Consider the following 22,418-nt stretch of genomic DNA (forward strand, 5'->3'; position numbering starts at 1 on the left):
CGGTGCCATGCCCCGATTGAAAACCACCACGCTCTATGGCTGGCTGCTCTTCGCTCCTGCGGGAGTGATGCTGACGCTCTTTGCCTTCAGCCCGACCATTGCCACCTTCTGGCAAAGTCTTTTTTCGCGCGGCACCGCGCGACGCCCGTCTCAGTTCATCGGCCTGGATAACTACGAGGCCATGCTGGCGGACCCGATCTTTTGGCAGGTGGCCAAGAACTCGCTCTGGTACGCCGTCGGCACAATTCCGACCTCCATCGCGATCGCGCTCGGCATGGCGCTCTGGGTCAACTCCAAGCTGCCGGCGCGCACCCTGGTGCGCATGGCCTACTTCACGCCGACCATCCTGCCCATGATCGCCGCGGCCAATATCTGGCTGTTCTTCTACACCCCCAACATCGGCCTGCTCGACCAGATGGGCCGTGCCCTGGGACTGGGCGGACACAACTGGCTTGGCGATCCCTCCACGGCGCTCGGCGCCATCATCGTCACCACGGTGTGGAAGGAGGCCGGGTTCTTCATGATCTTCTACCTGGCCGCACTGCAGACCATCCCCCCGGACCTGAAGGACGCGGCCGCCATCGAGGGGGCGGGACGCTGGACCTGGTTCCGCCGGGTGGTCTTTCCGCTGCTGATGCCGACGACGCTTTTCGTGCTGGTCAACGCCATGATCAACTCGGTGAAGCTGATCGACCATCTCTTCATCCTGACCAAGGGCGGCCCCAGCAACGCCTCGAAGCTGCTGCTCTACTACGTCTATGAGACGGCCTTCAGCTACTTCGACCAGCCCTATGCCGCCACGCTCACCGTGGTGATCCTGCTCACGCTGGGCCTGCTGGCCGTGGTGCAGGTGCGTGGCCTTGATCGACGGATACATTACCGATGACCCCGCGCCGCCTCACTCTTGGACGCTGTGTGGAGGTGTCGGCTGCCTGGCTGCTGGCGCTGATCTGGATCGCGCCGCTGCTTTACGCCTTCTGGGCTGCCTTCCATCCGCCGGCCTATGTCACGCGCTTCGAGCTCTTCGCGCCGCTGACGCTGCAGAACTTCGTGGAAGCCTGGGGCTATGCCCCCTTTGCGCGCTACTTCCTCAACACCTTCCTGCTCGTGAGTCTGATCCTGGCCGGGCAGTTTTTCTTCTGCACCCTGGCCGGCTATGCCTTCGCGCGCTTCGCGTTTCCGGGGCGAGACCTGCTCTTTGCGCTGACGCTGATGCAGCTCTTCATCCTGCCCGAGGTGCTGATTGTCGAGAACTACCGCATCATGAGCGGGCTCGGCCTGATCGACACCATCGCCGGTATCGGCCTGCCCTACATGGCCAGCGCCTTTGGCATCTTCCTGCTGCGCCAGGCCTTCAAGCAGGTGCCGCGCGAACTGGAAGAGGCGGCCCGGGTGGAGGGCTGCGGCTTCCTGGGCGTGCTCTGGCGAGTCTATGTGCCGGTGGCCAAGCCGGTCTATCTGGCCTACGGCCTCGTTTCCGTGTCCACCCACTGGAACAACTTCCTCTGGCCGCTGGTGGTCACCAACTCGGTGGAAACCCGGCCGCTGACCGTCGGGCTGGCGATCTTCGGTGCGCCGGAGAGCGGGGTAAACTGGGCGGTGATTTCAGCGGCGACGCTGATGGTTGTCGCACCGCTTCTGATCGCCTTCCTCCTGTTCCAACGCCAGTTTGTGCAGTCCTTCATGACCGCCGGCATCAAGTGAGTTCTGGGCAAGCGAGTCCTCGTCGGGGAGACAGTCCATGTTGATCGCACAACTTTCCGACCCGCACGTCATGGCGCCGGGCCAGCGTGCCTTTGGCCGGATCGATACCGCCGCCCTGTTGGAGCAGGCGGTGGCACGGCTCTTGCGGGTGGAGCCGCGGCCCGACGTGGTGCTGCTGACCGGGGATCTGGCCGACGGCGGGGCGCCGGCGCCCTATCGGGAGCTGCGTCGCCTCCTGGCGCCCCTGCCCATGCCGGTCTATCTGCTGCCGGGCAATCACGATAACCGGCAGGAATTGCGCGCGGCTTTTCCCGAGGCGGACTACCTCCGGCAGGATCCCGACTTCCTGCATTTCGACCTCGACCTCGGCGCCTGTCGCCTGCTGGCCCTGGACAGCCTGCTGCCCGGCTCGATTAATGGTGAACTCTGCGAGCGGCGCCTGGCCTGGACCGCGGCGCGGCTGGAGGAAGCGCCGGACAAGCCCGTGATCATGGCCATCCACCATCCCCCCTTCACCACGGGCCTGGCCAAGATGGACGACTACGGATTGACGCGGGGCGGGACCGAATTGGCGGCCATCGTGGCCCGCCACCCGCGCGTGGAGCGCCTGCTCTGCGGCCATCTGCATCGCCCGATCCAGGTCCGCTGGGCTGGAACACTGGCAATGACGGCACCCAGCACCGCGCATCAGATGAGCCTTGATCTGCGCCCCGACGCGCCGCTCACCATGCACCTGGAGCCACCCGGCTTCCTGCTGCACCAGTGGATCGAAGGGCAGGGGCTGGTGAGCCACCTGCTGCCCACCGGGGCGTTCGAGGGCCCGTTACCGCTCGGCGGTGCTCACTGAACTGGCTTTCCCGTTCCGCCTTCGCGGGCGAGGTCGAAGAGCTGCAGCAGGGCTTCGGGCGGCTGCGCGCCTGGCAGGGCGTAGTCTCCATCGATGATGAAGCAGGGCACGCCGCTGATTCCCGCCGCGCGCGCCTGCTGGTCCTCGCTGCGGACCGCGGCACTGTCGGTATCACTTTCCAGGTAATCCCTGGTTTCCGCCGCTGGTAGCCCCACCTGTTCGGCCACCTCCAGCAGGGTTTGCCGCTGCCCGATGTCCTGTCCGGCCAGGAAGTAGGCCTGGAACAGCCCCTCCACCAAGGAATCTTGCAGACCTTGGTCACCGGCAAAGCGGATCAGGCGGTGCGCCTGCACCGTGTTGGGGGTACGCCGGATGGCAGGGAAGTTGAAAGCAATGCCTTCGACCGCTCCCACGGCTGAGACATTGCGGTAAACTTCGGCGCTGGTGGCCGCTGGGCCGAACTTCAGTCTGAGATAGAGATCACGTTCGATCCCCTCTTCGGGCATGTCCGGATTAAGCTGAAAGGCGCGCCACCGGATCTCCGCCGTCTTCGCCACTTTGGGCCGGGCGGCAAGCGCGCGTTCCAGGCGACGTTTGCCCACATAGCACCAGGGGCAGATGACGTCGGAGAAGATGTCGATGCGCATGGCTGGTCTTTCCGGTTGGAGTGGGTCGGATCGCTTGACCTTTACCGACTGCCTCACGACCATAGCCGCCCACGGGCCGCAAGGCCATGGGACCAAAGCGAGGGAGTGCCAATGGCTGAAGCCATCAGCAAGTTCGACCAGGATCTGCCGCGTCGGGAAGCCAACCACGTCGCCTTGTCGCCGATTTCCTTCCTGCAGCGCTCCGCGGCGATCTATCCGGAGTCGACCGCTGTCATTCATGGCCGCCATTACAGTTACCGCGAATTTGCCGAGCGCTGCCGCCGGCTTGCTTCGGCCCTGCGGAAGCGCGGCCTCGGGCAGGGCGACACCGTGGCGGTCATGGCACCCAATGTTCCGGCGCTCTTGGAAGCGCATTACGGCGTGCCGATGTTCGGCGGCGTGCTCAACGCCCTCAACATTCGCCTGGATCCGGCCACCATCGCCTTCATCCTGCAGCACGGCGAGGCCAAGGCGCTGATCGTCGATCGCGAGTTCTCGCCGGTGATCCAGGCCGCCCTGGCCGATCTGGACCGCAAGCCGCTGGTCATCGACTACGACGATGCTATGACGGAGGCCCAGGGCGGAACGCGCGGGCCGCTGATCGGCGAACTGGAGTACGAAGCCCTGCTGGCGGAGGGCGATCCCGATTTCGCCTGGCAGCCGCCGGCCGACGAGTGGCAGGCGCTGGCGCTGAACTACACCTCGGGAACCACCGGTGATCCTAAGGGCGTGGTCTATCATCACCGCGGCGCCTTCCTGAACGCGGTGGGCAACGCAATGGTGTTGGGCATCGACCGGCGCGCCGCCTACCTCTGGACCCTGCCGATGTTCCACTGCAACGGCTGGACCTACACCTGGGCAGTCACCGCCATGTCCGGGACCCATGTCTGCTTGCGCAAGGTGGACCCGGCGCTGATCTACCCCTTGATCGAGGAAGCAGGGGTCACGCATCTCTGCGGCGCGCCCATCGTTCTCAACCTGCTGGCGCATTCTCCAGCGGACGTTCGGCGGCCGCTGCCGCGGCGGGTGCGTGTCGGCACCGGCGGCGCGGCGCCGCCCTCGGCGGTGATCTCGCGCCTGGAGCAGCAGGGCTTCGAGGTCCTGCACCTCTACGGCCTGACCGAATGCTACGGCCCCTCGACGCTCTGCGCCTGGCAGGACGACTGGAGCAATCTGCCGCTGGAGGAACGTGCCGTAAAAATGGCGCGCCAGGGCGTGGCCTATCCGACGCTGCAGGAAGCCAGCGTGCGCGATCCGGAGACCCTGGAGGCTGTGCCGGCCGACGGGGAGACGGTGGGCGAGCTGATGCTGCGCGGCAACACGCTGATGAAGGGCTACCTGAAGAACCCCGAGGCCACGCGCAAGGCCTTCGCCGGCGGTTGGTTCCGCACCGGTGACTTGGGCGTGGTCCATCCCGACGGCTATGTGGAAATCAAGGACCGCTCCAAGGACATCATCATCTCCGGTGGGGAGAACATCTCCTCCCTGGAAGTGGAAGAGGTGCTCTACCGGCACCCCAAGGTCATGGAAGCAGCAGTTGTCGCCCGGCCCGATCCCAAGTGGGGCGAGAGCCCCTGTGCCTTCGTGACCCTGCAGCAGGGGGAGGAGGCGACGGCGGAGGAGATTCTCGCCTGGTGCCGCGATCACCTGGCGCGCTTCAAACTGCCCAAGACGGTGGTGTTCGGCGCCCTGCCGAAGACTTCCACCGGCAAGATCCAAAAGTTCGTTCTGCGCGAGCAGGCCAAGGAGCAGAAATGATTCACTCTGATCTGAGCGGCCGCGTCGCCTTGGTTACCGGCGCGTCCAGCGGTATTGGCCACCACTTCGCCCAGACCCTGGCCCGTGCCGGTGCGCGGGTCGCCATCGGCGCACGGCGCAGTGAGAAGCTGGAATCTCTGGCGTCGGAGATCGCCGCGGCCGGTGGGCGGGCGCTGCCGTTGCGCCTGGACGTGACCGACCGGAACTCTGTTGTCGAGGCCTTCGCCCATGCGGAGACTGAACTGGGCACCCCCGACATCATCGTGAACAACGCCGGCGTGACCATCGACCGCCCGAGCCTGGAGCAGGACGAGGAGGAGTGGGACCGGGTGGTGGACACCGATCTGAAGGGCGCCTGGCTGGTGGCCTGCGAGGGCGCCCGGCGCCTGGTCGCGGCCGAGAAGGGCGGCAGCATCATCAACGTGGCCTCGATTTTGGGGATTCTGGGCACGCCGCGGGTAGCGGCCTACACGGCGGCCAAGGCCGGCCTGATCAATCTTTCGCGCAGTCTCGCCATCGAGTGGGCGCGCCACGACATTCGGGTGAACGCGCTCTGCCCCGGCTACATCATCACTGATCTCAATCGCGAGTTCCTGGAAGGGCCGGTGGGTGAGAAGCTCGCTCGGCGCATCCCGCAACGCCGTTTCGGCCAGGCAAGCGATCTTGACGGCCCGCTTCTGCTGCTGGCCTCCGACGCCTCGCGCTGGATGACCGGCAGTGCTTTGGTGGTCGACGGCGGCCAGAGCGCGGCGGCCTGACCATGCTGTTGGATGATACGAGGCGCGAAGCCCTGGCTGCCTGGATCGCCGAGCGCGCCGGGGTGAAGGACTGCGCAATCCGTGAGGCCCGGCCCCTGTCGGGCGGTGCAATTCAGGAGAACTGGCTGCTTGCCGTCGAACTGCTGGACGGTCCCGGCAGCGGCCATGCCGAGTTCGTTCTGCGGGCGGATGCGCCCTCCGGCGTGGCGGTCAGCCACAGCCGTGCGGAGGAGTTTGCCCTGCTGCAGGCCGCGCGGGCTGCCGGTGTGACCGCGCCGGAGCCCTACTGGCTCGCCGACGCGGAGGGCCCGCTGGGGCGCCCCTTCTATCTGATGGCCAAGGCCGAGGGTGTGGGACTTGGTGCGAAGGTCGTGAAGGACACCAGCTTGGGCGGCGATCGCGCCGCGCTGGCCGAGCGGCTGGGGCGCGAACTGGCGCGCATTCACTCCATACGCCCGCCGCGCGACGATCTCGCCTTCCTCGGCAGCCCGCCGGAGGACCCGGCCGCGGCCTTCGTGGCCTCCTATCGCGCGCATCTCGACGCCCTGGGGCAGCCGCGTCCCGCATTGGAGTGGGCCTTGCGTTGGCTGGAGCGGCAGGCGCCGCAGCCACCCATGCAGGTGACGCTGGTCCACAACGATTTCCGGACCGGAAACTATCTGGTGGACTCCCAGGGACTGACCGCGGTGCTGGATTGGGAGTTCGCCGGCTGGGGCGACCCAGAGTCCGATCTCGGCTGGTTCTGTGCCGCCTGCTGGCGTTTTTCCCGCCCCGAGCTCGAAGCCGGCGGCATTGCGGCGCGCACTGACTTCTACCGCGGCTACGAGGCGGAGAGCGGGCGAAAGATCGATGATGCGCGCGTGCGCTATTGGGAGGTGGCGGCGCATCTGCGCTGGGCGGTCATTGCGGTGCAACAGGGCAGGCGCCACTGGAGCGGTGCCGAGCGCTCGCTGGAACTCGCCCTGACGGGGCGAATCGCTGCGGAACTGGAACTGGCTCTGCTGCGCATGACGGCGCCGGAGGCCTCCGAGGACGCATCCGAGATCGGTGACGATCTGCCAGGCAACCAGGATCGCCCCACCGGCGCCGAGTTGCTGGCGGAGGCCCGTCGCCTGCTCCGCGAGGCCATCTCGCCTGCGCTGCAGGGCAACGCGCGCTTCGAGGCGGCGATGATCGGCAACGCCATGGGCATCGCCGAGCGTGAATTGCGCGCGGCGGCCACGGCGGAGGAAGCTCCTGCGCTCGGCGATCTTGCTGCCAGACTTCGCTCGGGGGATGCGGACGGGGACGGCCGCGTGCACGCGCAGTTACTGGCCGATGCCGAGCGGCGCACAGCCATCGCAAATCCCGCCGCGCTGGAGCGTGCTTCCGGGGCTGCCTGAAAGCGCGTTGCAATTACCCGGCCCCGGCTGGGAACCCTCCGCCTGGATCGGGCATTCTTCATTGCAGTACAACAGGTTATTCCCCCTGTGTTGCGATTGCGGGGGTGGTCCTATTGCAACGCGAGTTCATTTTGCTGCATTGCGATCACCGCCTATAACTTGATAACGGGTCGAAAGCGTCGAGTCGTGCAGCCAGGCAAGCGCCCGGCGTGCCAACGCACCGCTTCCGATCTTGTGATCTGTCTCGTGCTTCCGCCATTCGGCCGAAGCCGGCCGAAGTCCGATTGGAGCCATCGCATGCAGTTAACGACGACCAGCAACGATAACCTGCCGCTGCGGGTCGGTGCTTTCGAGACGCTCGTCGAAGGCCTCGACTACGCCGCCCGCGGTGCCACCGGCTTCAACTTCTTCTCCGAGCGCGGCAAGCCCAGCCTCTCCCTGACCTATCGCGAGATCCGCGAGCGGGCACTGGATCTGGCGCTGCGCTTCTCGGCTTCGCGTCTGGGCCGCGGTGCCCGGGTGGCGATGATTGCCGAGACCCGGCCAGAATTCATGGTCGCCTTCTTCGCCTGCCAGTATGCCGGCCTGGTGCCCGTGCCCCTGCCGCTCAGCGTCAACCTGGGCGGCCGCGAGGCCTACGTGACGCGCCTCGCCGCGATGATGAAGCGCGCCCACGTCTCGGCCGCGATCACCTCCGACGATCTCTTCCCCATGCTGGACGAGGCAGCCGGCCAGGTCGGTGTGGATTGCGTCGGCACCTACGAGGATTTCGCCGCGCTCTCCTACGCCGGCGGCGAGATCCGTCCGCTGGGCAAGGAGGATCCGGCCTACATCCAGTTCTCCTCGGGCAGCACCTCGCTGCCACGCGGCGTGATGGTCTCGCAGCGCTCGATCATGGCCAATGCACGCGGCATCGGTCAGCACGGCCTGCAGCTGCGCGCCGGCGATCGCGCCACCTCCTGGCTGCCGCTCTATCACGACATGGGGCTCGTGGGCTTCTGTCTGACGCCGGCGATGGCCCAGATTTCCGTTGACTACCTGGCCACCACGACCTTCGCCCGCCGGCCGCTGCTGTGGCTGCAGACGCTCTCCGAGCGCGGCGGCACCATCGCTTTCGCACCGACTTTCGGCTACGAGCTTTGCCTGCGCCGCGCCGCGAAGGTGGAGCCGGGCCAGTTCGACCTCTCGCGCTGGCGCGTTGCCGGCATCGGCGGGGAGATGGTGCGGGCCTCCGTGCTCGAAGCCTTCTCCGAGCGTTTTGCCGACTGCGGCTTCGACGGCAAGGCCTTCCTCCCCAGCTACGGGCTTGCGGAGTCAACGCTGGCCATCAGCTTCAGCCGTCTGGGCGAAGGCGTGAAGACCGACACGGTGGATCTGGAGGCCGCGGCCAAGCGCGATCTCGCTCTGCCGCTGCATGGCCAAGGCACCTCGCAGCGCGCACGCACTTTCGTGCGTTGCGGCACGCCCTTGCCGGAGCATCGTGTGGAAATCCGCGACACCCAGGGCCGTGTTCTGCCCGAGCGCCGCATCGGCCGCGTCTACATCACTGGCCCCAGCCTGATGGAAGGCTATTTCCGCGACACCGCAGCGACCAAGAAGGCCATGCCCGAGGCCGGCTGGCTGGATACCGGCGATCTCGGCTACATGGCCGAGGGCGAATTGGTCATCACCGGACGCAGCAAGGACCTCATCATCATCGGCGGTCGCAACATCTGGCCGCAGGATCTGGAGTGGGCGGTCGAAACGCTCGATCGTGTCCGTGCCGGCGACGTGGCGGCCTTCGGTGTTTCCGACGGGGACGAGGGCGAGCGGGTCGTGCTGGTGGTGGAATGCCGCCTGAAGGACGCGAGCGAGCGCATGTTGTTGCGCCGGGAGATCGCGGCGATCGTGCAGCGCAGCTCCGGTGTTGCCTGCGACGTGGTGCTGACCCGTCCGAATACGCTGACCTTCACCTCTTCGGGCAAGCTGAGTCGCGCCGCTGCCAAGGCCGACTATCTCTCCGAGCGCATCAGTGATCTCGACAGCGATGCCGAGCAGGAAGCCGCCTATGCCCTGGCTGTCGGGGCGGAGTAGAGCGGGACGCTGCCTCCGCCGGGACGGTCTTTTCGCAACCGGATGTGAAAGCCGGCTGACCCAGTGACTTCCGTTTCAGACCCGGCATCCGCCGTCATCGCCGTGACCGGGGCCAGTGGTTTTGTCGGTCGGGCGACGGTGGCCCGTCTGGCGGCCCATGGGCTGCGGCCCCGCATCTTGCTCCGCCGCCCGGATCCAGATCTGGAAGCCATGGCGGCCGGGGTGGTGCGCGGCGACCTGACGGACAGCAGCGCCCTGGAACGCCTGGTCGCAGGCGCGGACGCGGTGGTGCACATTGGCGGACTGGTGTCCGCGGTTCGAGCCAGCGACTTTCACCGTATCAACTGCGTGGTGACGGAACGCCTGGCGGCGGCCGCTGCTGCTGCGGGTGTGAAGCGCTTCCTCCTCGTCTCCTCCCTTGCGGCGCGCCAACCGGAACTTTCCCCCTATGCGGCAAGCAAGTCCGCGGCGGAACAGGCGCTGTTGCGCGCGGCCCCGTGGCTGTGCCGTGCCATCGTCAGGCCGCCCGGAGTCTACGGCCCCGGAGACCGCGCCACCCTGCCGATTTTCCGCCAGCTTGCCGGCGGCCTGGTGGTGATGCCCGGCAGCGCGCAAGCGCGCTTTTCCCTGATCTACGTCGATGACCTGGCGCGCGCTCTGGCGTCCCTGGTCGAGCATCCCGATGCCGCGGCCTGGGATGGTGAGCCTGTGCCCCTGGATGATGGGGCGGAAGGGGGGTATGCCTGGAGCGAACTGGCCGCGCTTGCCGGTCGGGCGCTGGGGCGACGGGTGCGGGTGCTGCAACTGCCGCCTGGTCTCCTGGCGCCGCTGGCCTGGGGCAGTGCGGGTCTGAGCCGGCTTAGCGGCCGGCCGGCGATGATCTCCCCGGGCAAGCTGCGTGAACTGGCCTGGCCCGACTGGGTGGCCAAGGCGCAACCGGAACGACTGCCACCCGAGGGGCGACCGCGCGTTGGCTTTACCGAGGGCTTTACCCTGACCCTCCAATGGTATGAAAAGCAGGGGTGGCTTCCCGCGAGCCGCATCCGTCAAGAAGAGGCAGAATGATGAGCGATACCGAGCAGACGGTCTACGATACGGTCTGTGAGCTGCTGCAGCGCTACAACCGCGAAGGTCGGGAGCTGCGGCCCGAGACCGATCTCAATGCCGAGCTCAATATTGACTCGGTGGCGGCCATGGACCTGATCATGGAGATCGAGGACAAGTTTGACATCGATATCCCGATCAACCTGGTGGGTGACCTTCGCACCGTGAAGGATCTCGTCGCCACGGTTCGCAGCCAGCAGGAAGGCGCCTGATGGACATTCTCGCCAAGTACGATGGCCTTGCCGAACGGCGCGATCTCATGCTCGAGGCCGGGGCCAATCCCTTCGGCCTGCGCATGGAGAAGGTGCTCTCGCCGACCGAAGCGCTGGTGAACGGCCGGCGCACGCTGCTGGTGGGGACCAACAACTATCTCGGGCTGACCTTCGATCCGCATTGTATCGCCGCCGGCGTGAAGGCGCTGCAGGAGCAGGGCACCGGCACCACGGGCTCGCGCATTGCCAACGGCAGCTACGCCCTGCATGAGGCCCTCGAAGAGGCGATCGCGCGCTTCCTCAAGCGCAAGTCGGCCATCGTCTGGCCCACGGGCTACCAGGCAAACCTCGGCATGATCGCCGGGCTGGCCGGGCCCGGGGACACCATTCTGCTCGACGCCGATTCCCACTCCTCGATCTATGACGGCTGCCGTCTGTCCGGCGCGACACTGGTGCGTTTCCGCCACAATGACCCGGCGGATCTCGACAAGCGCCTGGCCCGGCTGCGGCGCCAGGGTGCGGCGGAGAACGGGGCGCTGCTGGTGATCGTCGAGGGCATCTATTCCATGCTGGGCGACATCGCCCCACTGCCCGAGTTCGTCGAGGTCAAGGACCGGCATGGCGCCTTCCTCCTGGTGGACGAGGCCCACTCCCTGGGCGTGATGGGCGTCTGTGGCCGCGGCGTTGCCGAGGCGCAGGGGATCGAGGCGGGCGTGGATTTCCTGGCCGGCACCTTCTCTAAGTCTCTGGGTGCCATCGGCGGGTTCGGTGTTTCCGACCACCCGCATTTCGAGCGGCTGCGCTACTGCAGCCGACCCTATATGTTCACCGCCTCCGCCTCGCCGGCGAGCATCGCCACGGTGATTGCGGCCATCGAGCGGATCGAGCAGGAGCCCGGGCTGATAAAGCAGCTCTGGCGCAACGCCGAAGCGCTGCACAGCGGCCTTGCGGCCGAGGGCTTCGAGATCGCCGCACCGGTCAGCCCGGTGGTGGCCGTCAAGCTGCCCGACGAGCGACTGGCGGTGGCCTTCTGGAACGCGCTGCTGCAGGCAGGGATCTATGTGAATCTGGCGGTGCCGCCAGGAACGCCCAACAACAGCTGCCTGATGCGCTGCTCCGTCTCCGCGGCGCACACGCCCGAGCAGATCCAGGGGGTGGTGCGCACCTTCGTCGAGGTGCGCGAGGCGCTGGACGCGAGCGCTCCGGCAAGCTGACCCGAAAGTCGGGTGGCGGTGATGGCTGGCGACAGGATGCAGCATAGGGCGGCATGCCACTGTGGGGCCGTGCAGTTTCAGGTGCGGCTGAGCGACGGCTTCGAGACGCTCCGCCGCTGCTCCTGCTCTTATTGCCGAATGCGTGGCGCGATCGCGGCGTCGGCGCGCTTGGAGGACATCACCTTCCTCCAGGGCGAAGAGAAGCTCACGCTCTACACCTTCAACACAGGCAATGCGAAGCACTACTTCTGCAGCGTCTGTGGCATCTACACCCACCACCAGCGGCGCTCGAACCCGCAGGAGTTCGGCATCAATGTCGCCTGCATCGAAGGTGTCAGCCCCTTCGATTTCGCGGAAGTTCCGGTGATGGATGGGGTTCAGCACCCTTCCGACACCGGCGCTGCGGCCCAGGTTGCCGGCACGTTGCGCTTCATAGCAAAAGCAAAGTGATCGACTCTGCTCTCAGCGAAAGCCGCCCTTGCGATAGAGACGCCAGGCCAGGAAGGGAGCGGACAGCAGCGGATGGCGCTGCTCCCAGGGTTTGGGCACGACGCGCACGCCCGAGTGTCGCTCGATCTTCCAGAGCAGATAGCTCTGGCCGCCGGCAAAGGTGAAGGCGGCTTTCGTTAAGCGCGCCACCGAAAGCAGCTTGCCCCAGAGCCGGCGCAGCGCCCAACGCCGGTTGGCACGACGCTCGCCGTCAGCGCTCGGCGGCGGCAGTTGGGGCAAAAGGCACGCTCCTAGCGCCTCATAGCGCACGGCGTAGCGCGCGACCAACTCTGCCGCTCGTCCTGGCTGCTCCGCGCGCAGTTCGGTGCGATAGGTCTCCGCAAAAGCCCGTTCGAACAAGGCGGCCGGGGAGGTGCTTTTCGGCAGCAGCGGGCGCGTCTGGGCGCCGAGCGTGGCGACGGACTGCGCCAGCAGCGCCACCGACCTCCGTCGCACCGCGGCATCGCTGGACCAGAGCAGACCCGTGGGCTGGGCGAAGCGGGCCCAGAAGTAGGAATGGAAACTGCGCTGCGTCACCAGCCGCTCCAGCGCACTAAGGGTTACCAACGCGTACTTCGCGCGCACGATGCGGCCCTCGAACGCGACCTCCTGATAATAGACGTTGGGTGGCAGCACCCGGTTGCCCAGCGCCGAGAGCGGGTTGCGGTGCGCCTGACGGTAGCTCTCCACCAGGAGGTAGAGATCGACCAGCCCCCCCTCGTCGCTGCCACTGCGCAGGCAACTGCCATAGAAGAGGATGGCAAGGGTTCCGGGATGGCGCGCGCGGGCGGCCTCCGCTACGGCGTGCACCGCGGTGGAGGCGGGCGCATCGATCTCGCCTTCGATGATTGCCTGGAGAGGGGACAGGTCCATCGGTCGCCTCAAAAGCGCAAGAAGGACAGGCTGTCGTCGGCGGTGATCCGCAGGGGACGGGAGGGATCGGGCTGATAGAACTGGCCGTCGAGGGTGAAGGGCTCGCGCAGCTCCAGCTCGATGCTGCGCGCGCCGCGGCTGCGGTAGCCCTCGGGCAGGCGGCGCGTGCGTCCGCCGTAGAGGACACAGGGCGCGTGCCACAAGAGGCGCCGGGGCGGATGGGCGATGGCCGTATAGCGCAAAGGACCCCCGTCCTGATTCCAGAAGGGACGCGAACCGACCACAAGGCGATCCAGCGTGGTGACCAGGACCAGAAGTTCATGCCGTTCGTTGGGCGATGCGCCGTCGAAGGCAGTGGCGATGGTCTCGCCGGGCACCGCATCGCGGCTGGTCCCCAGAGCCCAGCCGAGCAGCAGGCCGGCGATGGTCAGGCCTGCGGCCCAGTCGGCCTCGATGCCCAGCGCGTGCACCCGGCGGCGGCAGATCTCGATGGCCTGATGAATCCCGGCGGCACCAAAGAACATGCCGCGTTGGGGTGGCGCATCGGCCATGCCCTCCAGGCGCAGGATCGGTCGATGGCGCAGGTGGCGTTCGATTTCGCCGCTGCGCGCCAGGGCCGTGAGTCGCCGGAGGATCCCGCCCGGGCGCCCGCGCAGGCCCACATCGGCCGCCGTCATGTTGGTCATGCCGCGCGGCAGCAGGGCGAGCAGGGGCGGTCGCGCGCCATAGGGCCGCTCTTCCAGAAGGCTTGTCATCACCGCCTGCACCGTGCCGTCGCCCCCGGCCACGGCCAGGATGCCGACCTCGTGCCGCGCGAAGTCACGCAGGACCTGCGGGATCTCCGCCACATCGTCCAGGCGATGATGCAAAAGGTCCGGCAAGGCGTCGGCCGCGGCCTGCAGGCGTGGCATGCCGCGCTTGTTCTGCTGGCTGCGCGGGTTGCTGACGAGGCCCACTTTGAGCACAGGCGCTGCTTTCTCAGGAACGTCGGGAGAGGGTGATGGGTGCGGTCGCTTCCGGCTTCAGCAGCAGGTGCGCCACAAGACAGGCGAGCAGTATGGGCGGCGACCAGGCCGCCAGCAGCGGCGGCAGGAAGCCCACCTCGCCCAGAGCCACCGACATGCCGTCCAGAATGAAGAAGGCAAAGCCGAAGGCCAATCCGCTCAGTGTCAGGCGAGTCACTTCGCCGGTGCGTCGCCAGCCCTGACCGAGGGCAAAGGCGAGGCAAAGCACCAGCGGCGCGCCGAAGAACTGGGCGAGACGGGCGTTCACCCAGGTGGCATAGAGCTCGCGGGGTCGCTGGCCATAGCCGTCGCTTTGCAGCAGGTCCCAGAGATCGACCAGCGCCAGTTCGCGCGGCGGTCGCTCCACCAGACGGAGCTGCGCGACCTCCACGTGGCCTTTCCATGCGAGTTCCGGCACTTCTGTGGTGCGGTAGGGATCGGTGTCGTGCCTGACCACGTCGCGCAGCAGCCAACCGTCTTCGCGCTTCACGGCAACGGCCGCATCGAGCCGATCGAGCAGCGTGCCATCCTCGCTGCGGCGGAAGAGGGTGACCTGTTCAAGCTGCTCCTCCTGCAGGTTCTGGGCCGCGATGCGCACGATGTCGTTGCCGCTGCGCAGCCAGATGAACTCCCGGTCCCCGCTCAGCAACCCGCCGCTGCGAAACTCCCCCACACCCCAGTCACGCAAGGCGTCGGTCGTGTGCGGCACCACCTGGTCGTTGAGCAGGAACTGGAGCAGACCCAGTGACAGCAGGACCGGCAGCAAGCCGGTGAGCAGGCGGAACTGCGACAGGCCGCTGCCCCAGGTGGCCACCAGTTCCCGCTGCCGCAGCAGTTCCGCCACGGTGAGCAGCGCGGCGATCAAGGTCGCGATCGGCAGCAGCTGCGCCATCAATGAGGGCAGGCGCAAGAGCGTATAGCGAAAGACTGTTTCGCTGGTCCACTCGTCGCCGCTGAAGGCCTCGGTCATCTCGAAGGCCACCACAGCCAGAGAGACGCCGATCAGCACCAGCAGGAAGCGCAGGATGAACAGGCGGGCAAAGTAGCGGTGCAGCGTCGTCATCCGGGCGCCGCTCCCCGACCTTCATCCGGCCGTCGGCGTCTGCGTCGGCGCAGCAGTCCCGAGCCCGGCACACGGAAGGCGGCGCGCAGGAAAAGCGTGAATGACAGCAGGGCGAAACCCGCCACCGGCAGCCAGATCCCAATCGCCGGCTCGATGTTGCCGCGCCGCACTTCCCTCAGCCCCGACTGCAGCAGTTCGTTGAAGAGCAGCAGCACCACCACGCCGATGAGCATCCCGTAGTTGCGCGCGCTGCGCCGGCGCCCCATGGCCAGCGGAATGGCGAGGAAGGGCAGAATGGGAATGGAGACTATGCGCGCCAGGCGCATGTTGAACTCGCCGATCAGGCGCTCGCGGTCGATGCCCACGTCCGGGTCGTCGCGCCGGTTCCAGAGCTCGGCAAGCGTCAGTTCCCGCTCATCCATGCCCCGGGCGCGAAAGGCCGTGAAGGCGCCGTCCCCGATGGTCGTGCGCAGCTCGTCGAAGCGCAGCACGCCCTCTGAGGCTTCGGGGCTGTCGCGATCCTCGGCCGGGTTCAACCGCGTCGTCAGCTGAACGCCGTCGAAGAGGCGAACCACCGGCGGGTGGTTGCTGCCGGTTTCCACGAGAACGCCGTCCTGGGCGGTGATGGCCAGCGCCTGGTCCTCGTCGGTTTCGCGATAGACGAAGACCCGCTCATAGCGCTCCTTGTCACGCGAGGCGCCCTCCACCATGAAGGTGAAGCCGTCGGCTGAGACGAAAACGCCGGGCTGTAGCAGAGCCTGGAGCGACACGTTGGTCACCGCATAGACCACGGCCCGGTAGGCATAGCGGCTGTGGGGTTGCAGCGAGTTGAAGATCACGAAAGCGAGCATCGCCAGCAGCAGCGTCGCCGCCAGGGCGGGGCGCAGAAGTTGGTGCAGGCCGGTGCCCGTCGCCAGCATCACATCCAGTTCGCTGTCGCGCGACAGCTTGCGGAAGGCGAAGTAGACCGCAAGGAACAGCGCCATGGGCAGTGCGAGGCCCAGGTAGTGCGGAACGAGGTAGGCCAGCAGCTCCACGACCACGCGCACGGGCCCCTTGGCGCCCAGCACGAAGTCCAGCACCCGCAGCATGCGCTCGACCAGCAGCACCATCAGGGCGATCAGCAGCGTCAGCCCCAGCGGCGGCAGCAGGAGTTTGATGACATAGCGGTTGAAAATGGGCATTGCGTCCCGCTTTCCGTCCCGGGGCACCGGCCCCGCTCGGCGCGACTGTCCTAGCGCAGCCGGCCCGGCAAGGCCAGTGTGCGGCTGTCGCGCTCCAGGAAGCGGCCGGCTTCGGGATCGTAGCCTCGTCGCTGCAGCCGCAGCCCGCCGTCCTCGGCGAAATGCAGAAGGTGGTAGCCCGCCGCCGGGCGGCCGTGCCAGGCAAGCGCGCTGCCAGAGGCGACGCCAAGCACCGGGATCGGCCCGTCGGGCCCGGGCAGCTCATCTTGCAGGTAGCGATGGTCGTGGCCGTGCAGCAGGAGGCTGCAGCCGCGCCGCACCAGGATGTCGCGCAGCGCCGCGGCATCGCTCAGGGCCTTGCGGCGGCTGTTGCGGCCGGCGACCGGGCTGTGATGAATGAGGATGATTACCTGGACCGCTTCCTGATTCAGTTCCGCCAGCATCTTATCCAGGCGCTCGAGCTGCGCCCGGCCGAGGCGACCGCTTGCCAAGGTCGGCGCGGTGGGGACGGCGGTAGACAGGCCGACCAGGGCCAGAGGGCCGCGGCGGGTGAGGGTGGGGAAAGGGTCCGCGAAGCTGGGAGCTCCTCGGCCCGCCGGCGTGCCGGGCAGATAGGCCTGCCAGTGGCCCCAGGACTGCTCCCAGGTCTGGCGCACAAGATGGTCGTGGTTGCCGGGAACCAGCGTCAGCCGCTCGGGCGGCGCCAGGCGTTCGAGGAGGCGGGCCGCCGCCGCAAACTCAGCCGGCAGAGAGAGGTTCACCAGGTCACCGGTGAGCGCGATGTGATCAGGTGCCTGCGCCTGAATGTCCTCCAGAAGCGCCTCCAGCACCTCGGGCCGATGGACCGCCTTGCGCTTGCTGTGCCAGGACAGCCAGCTCAGCAGTCGCTTGCCGAGCAGCTCCCGCGGGCGGGCGCGGGGCAGGGGCGGCAGGTGCAGGTCGGAGATGTGAGCGAGAACGAAGGTCAAGCGCGGGCATCCAGGCGGTGACAATAGGCTGGCGGAAAGCCGGGAAGCTGCAGTCTAGGCTTCGGCATTGCGGCTTGCCAGGATGCGCTCGGCCAGGGCCAGATCCTCCGGCTTGTCCACATCCACCGCTGCCCAGGCCTCGGGGAGGATTACGGTGCGCGCCTGGGCACCGGCAACACGGGACAGCCGGCCCATAGCGTGCTCCAACGTCAGTCGGCGCAGCAAATAGGCGAGCAGCGTGCCCGGACCGACGCGCCGGGCGATGCGCCAGGGGCGCTTGCGGTCCTGCTCCACCGATTGCCAGAAGGCAATGGCGTCGGCCGCAGCCGGACGTTTGAGCGCAAAGAGGTTCGCGCCACTGTAGGACTCCTCGCGAAAGCGCAAGAAGGTGCGCCGACTCTCCGGGAAGGCAGCTCGGATCGCGCTGGCCGGCACCAGGGCGGCATCGATGTCGCTCTCCTGCGCCAGTGACCGGGCGCAGAAGGCATCGATCAGTGCGGGCGTGAGCAAGGCATGGTCGGCGGTGGTGACCAGGGTGGGGCAGGGATATCCCAACTGCTTCCAACCTGCGGCGACGCTGCCCGCGGGGCCGGCGCCGGTGGGCAGCATGACGATGCGTCCGGACTCCAAGGCTGGTCTCAAGCCTTCGATCTCCGAGAGCAGATCGGGTGTCGGCGCTGCCACCGCGATCTTGTCGATGCTCCGGGCCGCCAGCAGCGCGTCGAGCACCCGCTCCACCATCGGCCGGCCCGCCACCGGCGCCAGGGCCTTCCAGCGCTGTCCGCTGTGGCGTGCCACCGGATCGTCCGGTCCGCGCTGGCCGGCGAGCACGAGCGCGGTGACGGTGCCCGGCGGTGGTGCGGCGGCGCTCACGTCAGTTCCTTCTGGTAGATCCGATAGGTCTTGTAGGCCTGGGGGGCCAGCCGCTCGATCAGGCGGCGCATGGGGCGGTTGTTCTCCAGCACCCAGGAGAGCTCCGCGCCGGTCACGCGCCCCCGGGCACGGTGGTACTCATAGGCCCGTTCGATGACGCCGAGCGCGAGCGCCGCGCCCAGGACGCCGCCCTGGTAGCGCTTGCGCACGCCCATCAAGGGCATGCGGCCGCTGGTGGTGCCGCGCACCTTGATGCGCCAGAGCAGCTTCGCCAGGCCGAAGGGCAGGAGACGGCCGTTCAGGTCGGCAATGGCCTCGTTGACGTTCGGGAGCGTCACGGCGAAGGCTGCCGGCTCGCCCTCCACCTCGCCGATGGTGACCCACTCGGGCTTGATCAGCGGGCGCAGGCTCTTGGCCAGGTGCCGCACCTCGCCCTCGGTCATGGGCACAAAGCCCCAGTTGTCGCGCCAGGCATCGTTGAAGATGTCGACGATCAGCCTGAGTTCTTCGGTGTAGCGGGAGAAATCCATCGGCCGGAAAGTGACGCGGCTGTCTCCGATCCCCGAGGCGATCAGGCGCTTGAGTGAGTCCGGGAAAGGCTGGGTCATATCGACCCAATAGGCCAGAAGGTCGCGCGCCTTTGTGTAGCCCTGCTCCTCCACCCGCGGGCCATACCAGGGTCGGACGTGGCCCATCATCATCGACGGCGGGCGATCGAAACCGTCGACCAGCAGCCCGCTTTCATCGTTGATCGAGAGGCTGAAGGGGCCGAAGACGCGCTGCAGGCCCTTGCTGCGCAGCCAATCCTCCGCGGTCCCGAAGAGCGCCGAAAAGACTTCCTGACGATCGATGGCTTCCAGGAATCCGAAAGTGCCGGCCTCGTCTTTGTGCTGCTCCAGGCGCAGCCGGTCGACCTGCGCGCTGATGCGGCCGACGGGCACGCCATCGGACCAGGCGATCCACAGCTTGGCCTCGGCGTGCTCGAACCAGGGATTGTGTTTCGGACTCAGATGTTGGCGCCGCTCCAGGAGCAGCGGCGGTACCCACTGCGGGTCCTCGGCGTAGATTCGCCAGGGAACCCGCAGGAAGGCATCGAGATCCTTACCGGTCTCGACAGGCGTGACCTGGATGTCGGTCATGCCCGGACGGCGTCAGCGGCTGCGGGCCGGCCGCAAGGCCCCCGTTTGCTGATGCGCAGCATCGGACAGCGCCTCGACCCAGGGGTAGTGCTCGGCCTTCTCGGCCGTGTAGCCGAGGTTGAACACCGTTTCGCTGCGCGGCACGTCGCGCGGATGGCCGTAGTAGGTGTTCAGCAGCCGGTCCCAGAGGAAGTTGGTGATGCCGAAGTTGCCCTTCTCGCTGTGGAAGTGATGGGCAAGGTGTAGCCGCTTCATCTGCTTCAGCCAGTTCCACTTCGGCTTGAAGGGCAAGTGCTGGATGCAGTGGCAGAACTCATAGAAGCAGGTGGTGAGCAGGCCGGCGGCCGTGGCCGCCGCGGCACCGGCCGACCCGGCGATGACCCAGCCAAGCGGCACCGTGACGATGAGGATCGTCGGCAGTGTGGTGTAGAGCGCGCCGAAGAGCACCGAGAGATCGTGCGGGTCTTGATGGTGATCGTAGTGGATGCGCTTCCAGACCTTGGCGGTCCAGGGCATGCGATAGAGCCACTGACCGTGCAGGACCCAGCGGTGCAGCCCATACCAGACAGCCGGATAGAGCGGCAGAACGATGCCTGCGGCAAGGGCGGGACCGATCCAGCCCTCGGCCCAGTACAGGGTCAGCGCAATGGCTCCCGCCGCCAGCAGGAGGTACACCAGAATCGCATAGTAGGTGAAGTAGGCGATCACCAGATCGCGCAAGGTCATCTTGTCGAGAAAGTACTTGCGCCCGGACCAGGGGCCGATAGCTGGGCTCACGGATCTGCCTCGTTGAACTGTATCAGGGTGGTATCACGCTGCGACGGCGCATCCCATGACGCGCCAGGCTGGAAGCTAGTGAGCGCACCGCAAAGGGACAAGGCGCACCGGCAAACGGAAAGTCCGCCGGCGTTGCACGCTCTTGCCTGGGGCCGGCGGGGGCCATAGCTTTCGCGAGTTTGCGGGATGCGAGCCTGTAACAAGGATTGACGGGCGGAAAGGACCAAAGGCGTGGCGGGAGAGCTCTTCGGCAAGAAGGCGCAGCGATGGGCCGCACGCCTTGCCCCGCTGCGACTCCTGCTGCAAAGCCTGGAAGCGTTGGTTCTCCTGCTCTTTCTGGCGCTCGCAGCGCTGCTGCCGCCGAAGCGCGCGTCGTCCTTCGGGGCGGCGCTGGCCGGATGGATCGGGCCGCACTTGGCCAAGCATCGCCATGTGGAACGCAACCTCGCTTTCGCTTTGCCCGAGGGTGCGCCGGGCGAGAGAGAGGCTGCCGCGCTGGGGAGCTGGCGCACGCTGGGCGCCGTGCTCGGGGAGATGCCCCACCTTGGCCGCCTCGCCGATCTGGAGCGCCGCCCGCCGGCCGTGGAGCTCTGTACGGCAAAAGGGGCGGAGGATATCCCGGACCGCCTGGCGCGGGGCGAGGCCTTCGTGTTCGTCACCGCCCATCTGGGCAACTGGGAACTCCTGCCCCGCCTGCTGGTGCAACTCGGCGGCAAGGCAGCCGTGATCTACACGCCCCAGGGCAATCCGCTGACCGATTCCCTGCTGCAGCGGCTGCGCAGGAGCCCCGGCATCGCCTTCATCGGCAAGCAGGGGGGCGTGCGCGCCTTGCTGCAGGCGATGCGCCGCGGGGAGAGTCTCGGCCTGCTGGTCGACCTGCGCAGCGACGAGGGCGAGGCAATCCCCTTCTTCGGCGTGCCCGCCATGACCAGCACGGCGCCGGCGCGGCTCGCCCTCATGGCCAAGGCGGAACTGGTGCCGGTGCGCGTTGAGCGGCTGGCCCCGGCGCGCTTTCGCGTAACCGTGGACAGGCCCATCGAACCGCGCGATTCGGTTGCCTCGGCACAGGCACGCGCTCGGGACATGACGGAACAGGTCAACGCGCGTTTCGCTGCATGGATCCGCCTGCGCCCCGGCGATTGGCTCTGCACCAAGCGGCGCTTTCCCAAGGAGATCACGCCGCCTTTGGCGCCCGATAGAGGCGCTTGACCCGCGGGAATGCGCGGAGTACATGGTGCGCCACTGAACGAGCGCTCGCTCGCTCATAGTGGTGGCTGTAGCTCAGTTGGTTAGAGCGCCAGGTTGTGGTCCTGGAGGCCGTGGGTTCGAATCCCATCAGCCACCCCATTCTCCCTAAAGTGGAAGATCCTGAGAGGGATCCCGCGCAATGTTGCACGCAGCATGCGCGAGCCTATCCGCCGAACAACCGCCTGTCCTAGTACACGGGGCGATGCAGGCTGGCCGTGATCGCGTGACACTCCGGATGAGCCGGATTGATGATCACATTGTTCTCGATCCTTGCGACCACACTGGGCACGAGAAGGACGGCACTGCGGCGATCCTTGCACCATGCCTCGCCGAACTCCTTGCTCACCGTCGCGGGCATACTGTCCCAACCTGGCAGGGACGGTGATGAGAAGGTCTCGTATGACAGGCCGCGCGGCAGGGTGATCTCTATATAGTGCTGATTAGGTGGCAAGCGGCCGCTGCCATAGACCAGTTTTTCAAGCAGCGCGGTCGAGTAGTGCTCCGAGATATAGATGACCGGACAGCCTGGCGTGTTCCAACGCCCCGGCGCCAGCGTTGAGCCCGTTGCATCGTAGATTGGATAGGTGCCCAGGGGGTCTCCGATTCGATAGCAGGTCAGGGTCCGGTCGAGAACCTGTGCCGTCACGCAGCGCTGCCGTACTTCAGGCCACGCAAGATGTCTGACACCATTTCAGCGCCGAACTCACTCTGGATCACCACGTCGATCGGTCGCTTGTCCTCCAGCATGGCATGGGGACGGAACAGGAAATCCCGTGCTTCCGCCTCAGTCCCCCAGACATCCACGGCCTGGCCCCATACGCGAGCGACACGCGTTAGCCGCGTCCCTTCCTCGGCAGAAAGCACCTTCTTGCCCTTGCGGCGCTCATAGGTTGCGCGCGGCACCAAGCGATACTTGAACTGGGTGTCTCCCGGGGCGACCATTGCGGCAACGCGGTCAAGCGCGGCGAGCGGCAGCCCATCTTCGATCCGGGCCACGAGCGCCATTGGAGAGTCTGGCACGAGTTTGTCAGGCAAGCCGAGCACATCCGCTACACGCGCCATCGTCAGCATAGGTGCCTCCTTCTCATGTGAGAGGAAATA

The 22,418-nt window shown here is 67.0% G+C and carries 23 protein-coding genes and 1 tRNA gene; 13 read left to right on the forward strand and 11 right to left on the reverse strand.

Features of this window, described 5'->3' with window-relative positions; all coding sequences use genetic code 11:
* Positions 1 to 7: 7 nt before the first annotated feature.
* From P2G67_RS01410 to P2G67_RS01420, 3 genes are read left to right on the forward strand one after another with little or no spacing between them, the layout of a single operon-like run.
* On the forward strand, positions 8 to 886 hold the full coding sequence (locus tag P2G67_RS01410) for a carbohydrate ABC transporter permease (RefSeq protein ID WP_275819274.1): 879 nt from the start codon (positions 8 to 10) through the stop codon (positions 884 to 886).
* On the forward strand, positions 883 to 1,704 hold the full coding sequence (locus tag P2G67_RS01415; protein ID WP_275819276.1) for a carbohydrate ABC transporter permease: 822 nt from the start codon (positions 883 to 885) through the stop codon (positions 1,702 to 1,704). The genes P2G67_RS01410 and P2G67_RS01415 overlap by 4 nt, the downstream gene beginning before the upstream one ends.
* Positions 1,705 to 1,741: 37 nt before the next feature.
* A complete protein-coding gene (locus P2G67_RS01420) occupies positions 1,742 to 2,551 on the forward strand; it encodes a phosphodiesterase (RefSeq protein ID WP_275819278.1) in 810 nt (269 codons plus the stop codon).
* Here P2G67_RS01420 and P2G67_RS01425 read toward each other — a convergent pair.
* Positions 2,545 to 3,198 carry a DsbA family oxidoreductase gene (locus tag P2G67_RS01425; protein WP_275819280.1) on the reverse strand — a complete coding sequence of 218 codons (654 nt, stop codon included), beginning with the start codon at positions 3,196 to 3,198 and terminating at the stop codon, positions 2,545 to 2,547. The two genes, P2G67_RS01420 and P2G67_RS01425, sit on opposite strands and share 7 nt — an antisense overlap.
* A gap of 111 nt (positions 3,199 to 3,309) precedes the next feature.
* Between P2G67_RS01425 and P2G67_RS01430 the strand changes: the two genes are divergently transcribed.
* The 8 genes from P2G67_RS01430 to P2G67_RS01465 all read left to right on the forward strand — a co-directional run bounded on the left by P2G67_RS01430 (position 3,310) and on the right by P2G67_RS01465 (position 12,149).
* Positions 3,310 to 4,956, forward strand: a complete 1,647-nt coding sequence (locus P2G67_RS01430; protein ID WP_275819282.1) for an acyl-CoA synthetase — start codon at positions 3,310 to 3,312, stop codon at positions 4,954 to 4,956.
* Positions 4,953 to 5,714, forward strand: coding sequence for an SDR family NAD(P)-dependent oxidoreductase (locus P2G67_RS01435; protein WP_275819284.1), 762 nt, complete (start codon positions 4,953 to 4,955; stop codon positions 5,712 to 5,714). Before P2G67_RS01430 ends, P2G67_RS01435 begins: the two co-directional genes overlap by 4 nt.
* Positions 5,715 to 5,716: 2 nt before the next feature.
* Entirely contained in the window at positions 5,717 to 7,096 is a 1,380-nt protein-coding gene (locus P2G67_RS01440) for a phosphotransferase (RefSeq protein ID WP_275819286.1), read from the forward strand.
* 297 nt (positions 7,097 to 7,393) lie between these two features.
* The gene (locus P2G67_RS01445; RefSeq protein WP_275819288.1) at positions 7,394 to 9,169 is read left to right on the forward strand and encodes a fatty acyl-AMP ligase; all 1,776 of its coding nucleotides are present in this window, start codon (positions 7,394 to 7,396) and stop codon (positions 9,167 to 9,169) included.
* A gap of 63 nt (positions 9,170 to 9,232) precedes the next feature.
* Complete coding sequence (locus P2G67_RS01450; RefSeq protein ID WP_275819290.1) at positions 9,233 to 10,234, forward strand: NAD-dependent epimerase/dehydratase family protein; 1,002 nt, start codon at positions 9,233 to 9,235, stop codon at positions 10,232 to 10,234.
* Positions 10,234 to 10,485 (forward strand): acyl carrier protein, encoded by a 252-nt coding sequence (locus P2G67_RS01455; RefSeq protein ID WP_275819292.1) that lies wholly within the window; start codon positions 10,234 to 10,236, stop codon positions 10,483 to 10,485. Before P2G67_RS01450 ends, P2G67_RS01455 begins: the two co-directional genes overlap by 1 nt.
* A complete protein-coding gene (spt, locus tag P2G67_RS01460; RefSeq protein ID WP_275819294.1) occupies positions 10,485 to 11,699 on the forward strand; it encodes a serine palmitoyltransferase in 1,215 nt (404 codons plus the stop codon). Before P2G67_RS01455 ends, spt begins: the two co-directional genes overlap by 1 nt.
* Before the next feature lie 21 nt (positions 11,700 to 11,720).
* The gene (locus P2G67_RS01465; protein WP_275819295.1) at positions 11,721 to 12,149 is read left to right on the forward strand and encodes a GFA family protein; all 429 of its coding nucleotides are present in this window, start codon (positions 11,721 to 11,723) and stop codon (positions 12,147 to 12,149) included.
* 12 nt (positions 12,150 to 12,161) lie between these two features.
* On the opposite strand, the gene P2G67_RS01470 is transcribed toward P2G67_RS01465, so the two are convergent.
* From P2G67_RS01470 to P2G67_RS01505, 8 genes are read right to left on the reverse strand one after another with little or no spacing between them, the layout of a single operon-like run.
* The gene (locus P2G67_RS01470; protein ID WP_275819297.1) at positions 12,162 to 13,061 is read right to left on the reverse strand and encodes a hypothetical protein; all 900 of its coding nucleotides are present in this window, start codon (positions 13,059 to 13,061) and stop codon (positions 12,162 to 12,164) included.
* Positions 13,062 to 13,069: 8 nt separating this feature from the next.
* Entirely contained in the window at positions 13,070 to 14,026 is a 957-nt protein-coding gene (locus P2G67_RS01475; protein WP_275819299.1) for a diacylglycerol kinase family protein, read from the reverse strand.
* A 13-nt stretch (positions 14,027 to 14,039) separates the two neighbouring features.
* A complete protein-coding gene (locus P2G67_RS01480) occupies positions 14,040 to 15,128 on the reverse strand; it encodes an LptF/LptG family permease (protein ID WP_275819301.1) in 1,089 nt (362 codons plus the stop codon).
* On the reverse strand, positions 15,125 to 16,312 hold the full coding sequence (locus tag P2G67_RS01485) for an LptF/LptG family permease (protein WP_275819303.1): 1,188 nt from the start codon (positions 16,310 to 16,312) through the stop codon (positions 15,125 to 15,127). The genes P2G67_RS01480 and P2G67_RS01485 overlap by 4 nt, the downstream gene beginning before the upstream one ends.
* A 50-nt stretch (positions 16,313 to 16,362) precedes the next feature.
* Positions 16,363 to 17,280, reverse strand: coding sequence for a metallophosphoesterase family protein (locus P2G67_RS01490; RefSeq protein WP_275819305.1), 918 nt, complete (start codon positions 17,278 to 17,280; stop codon positions 16,363 to 16,365).
* 54 nt (positions 17,281 to 17,334) lie between these two features.
* Positions 17,335 to 18,153, reverse strand: a complete 819-nt coding sequence (locus P2G67_RS01495) for a nucleotidyltransferase family protein (protein WP_275819307.1) — start codon at positions 18,151 to 18,153, stop codon at positions 17,335 to 17,337.
* Positions 18,150 to 19,292, reverse strand: coding sequence for a dATP pyrophosphohydrolase (locus P2G67_RS01500; RefSeq protein WP_275819309.1), 1,143 nt, complete (start codon positions 19,290 to 19,292; stop codon positions 18,150 to 18,152). Before P2G67_RS01500 ends, P2G67_RS01495 begins: the two co-directional genes overlap by 4 nt.
* A 12-nt stretch (positions 19,293 to 19,304) precedes the next feature.
* A complete protein-coding gene (locus tag P2G67_RS01505) occupies positions 19,305 to 20,069 on the reverse strand; it encodes a sterol desaturase family protein (RefSeq protein ID WP_275819311.1) in 765 nt (254 codons plus the stop codon).
* Between the two features lie 231 nt (positions 20,070 to 20,300).
* Here P2G67_RS01505 and P2G67_RS01510 point away from each other — a divergent pair, with 231 nt between their 5' ends.
* A complete protein-coding gene (locus tag P2G67_RS01510) occupies positions 20,301 to 21,278 on the forward strand; it encodes a lysophospholipid acyltransferase family protein (RefSeq protein WP_275819313.1) in 978 nt (325 codons plus the stop codon).
* Positions 21,279 to 21,339: 61 nt separating this feature from the next.
* Positions 21,340 to 21,416, forward strand: a tRNA-His gene (locus P2G67_RS01515).
* Between the two features lie 88 nt (positions 21,417 to 21,504).
* On the opposite strand, the gene P2G67_RS01520 is transcribed toward P2G67_RS01515, so the two are convergent.
* Together P2G67_RS01520 and P2G67_RS01525 are read right to left on the reverse strand one after the other, a co-directional pair.
* Positions 21,505 to 21,963: an RES family NAD+ phosphorylase gene (locus P2G67_RS01520; protein ID WP_275819315.1), complete on the reverse strand. Its 459-nt coding sequence runs from the start codon at positions 21,961 to 21,963 to the stop codon at positions 21,505 to 21,507.
* The gene (locus tag P2G67_RS01525; protein ID WP_275819317.1) at positions 21,960 to 22,388 is read right to left on the reverse strand and encodes an antitoxin Xre-like helix-turn-helix domain-containing protein; all 429 of its coding nucleotides are present in this window, start codon (positions 22,386 to 22,388) and stop codon (positions 21,960 to 21,962) included. The genes P2G67_RS01520 and P2G67_RS01525 overlap by 4 nt, the downstream gene beginning before the upstream one ends.
* Positions 22,389 to 22,418: the final 30 nt, after the last annotated feature.

It is taken from the genome of Aquibaculum arenosum, assembly GCF_029222965.1.
Lineage (GTDB): Bacteria > Pseudomonadota > Alphaproteobacteria > Kiloniellales > DSM-21159 > Aquibaculum > Aquibaculum arenosum.

Coding starts and splice junctions, on each gene's coding strand:
- P2G67_RS01430 (WP_275819282.1), top strand. CDS start 3,310: ATGGCTGAAGCCATCAGCAAGTTCGACCAGGATCTGCCGCGTCGGGAA.
- P2G67_RS01465 (WP_275819295.1), top strand. CDS start 11,721: ATGGCTGGCGACAGGATGCAGCATAGGGCGGCATGCCACTGTGGGGCC.
- P2G67_RS01470 (WP_275819297.1), bottom strand. CDS start 13,061: ATGGACCTGTCCCCTCTCCAGGCAATCATCGAAGGCGAGATCGATGCG.
- P2G67_RS01425 (WP_275819280.1), bottom strand. CDS start 3,198: ATGCGCATCGACATCTTCTCCGACGTCATCTGCCCCTGGTGCTATGTG.
- P2G67_RS01410 (WP_275819274.1), top strand. CDS start 8: ATGCCCCGATTGAAAACCACCACGCTCTATGGCTGGCTGCTCTTCGCT.
- P2G67_RS01440 (WP_275819286.1), top strand. CDS start 5,717: ATGCTGTTGGATGATACGAGGCGCGAAGCCCTGGCTGCCTGGATCGCC.
- P2G67_RS01500 (WP_275819309.1), bottom strand. CDS start 19,292: ATGACCGACATCCAGGTCACGCCTGTCGAGACCGGTAAGGATCTCGAT.
- P2G67_RS01485 (WP_275819303.1), bottom strand. CDS start 16,312: ATGCCCATTTTCAACCGCTATGTCATCAAACTCCTGCTGCCGCCGCTG.
- P2G67_RS01525 (WP_275819317.1), bottom strand. CDS start 22,388: ATGCTGACGATGGCGCGTGTAGCGGATGTGCTCGGCTTGCCTGACAAA.
- P2G67_RS01480 (WP_275819301.1), bottom strand. CDS start 15,128: ATGACGACGCTGCACCGCTACTTTGCCCGCCTGTTCATCCTGCGCTTC.
- spt (WP_275819294.1), top strand. CDS start 10,485: ATGGACATTCTCGCCAAGTACGATGGCCTTGCCGAACGGCGCGATCTC.
- P2G67_RS01445 (WP_275819288.1), top strand. CDS start 7,394: ATGCAGTTAACGACGACCAGCAACGATAACCTGCCGCTGCGGGTCGGT.
- P2G67_RS01420 (WP_275819278.1), top strand. CDS start 1,742: ATGTTGATCGCACAACTTTCCGACCCGCACGTCATGGCGCCGGGCCAG.
- P2G67_RS01435 (WP_275819284.1), top strand. CDS start 4,953: ATGATTCACTCTGATCTGAGCGGCCGCGTCGCCTTGGTTACCGGCGCG.
- P2G67_RS01415 (WP_275819276.1), top strand. CDS start 883: ATGACCCCGCGCCGCCTCACTCTTGGACGCTGTGTGGAGGTGTCGGCT.
- P2G67_RS01455 (WP_275819292.1), top strand. CDS start 10,234: ATGAGCGATACCGAGCAGACGGTCTACGATACGGTCTGTGAGCTGCTG.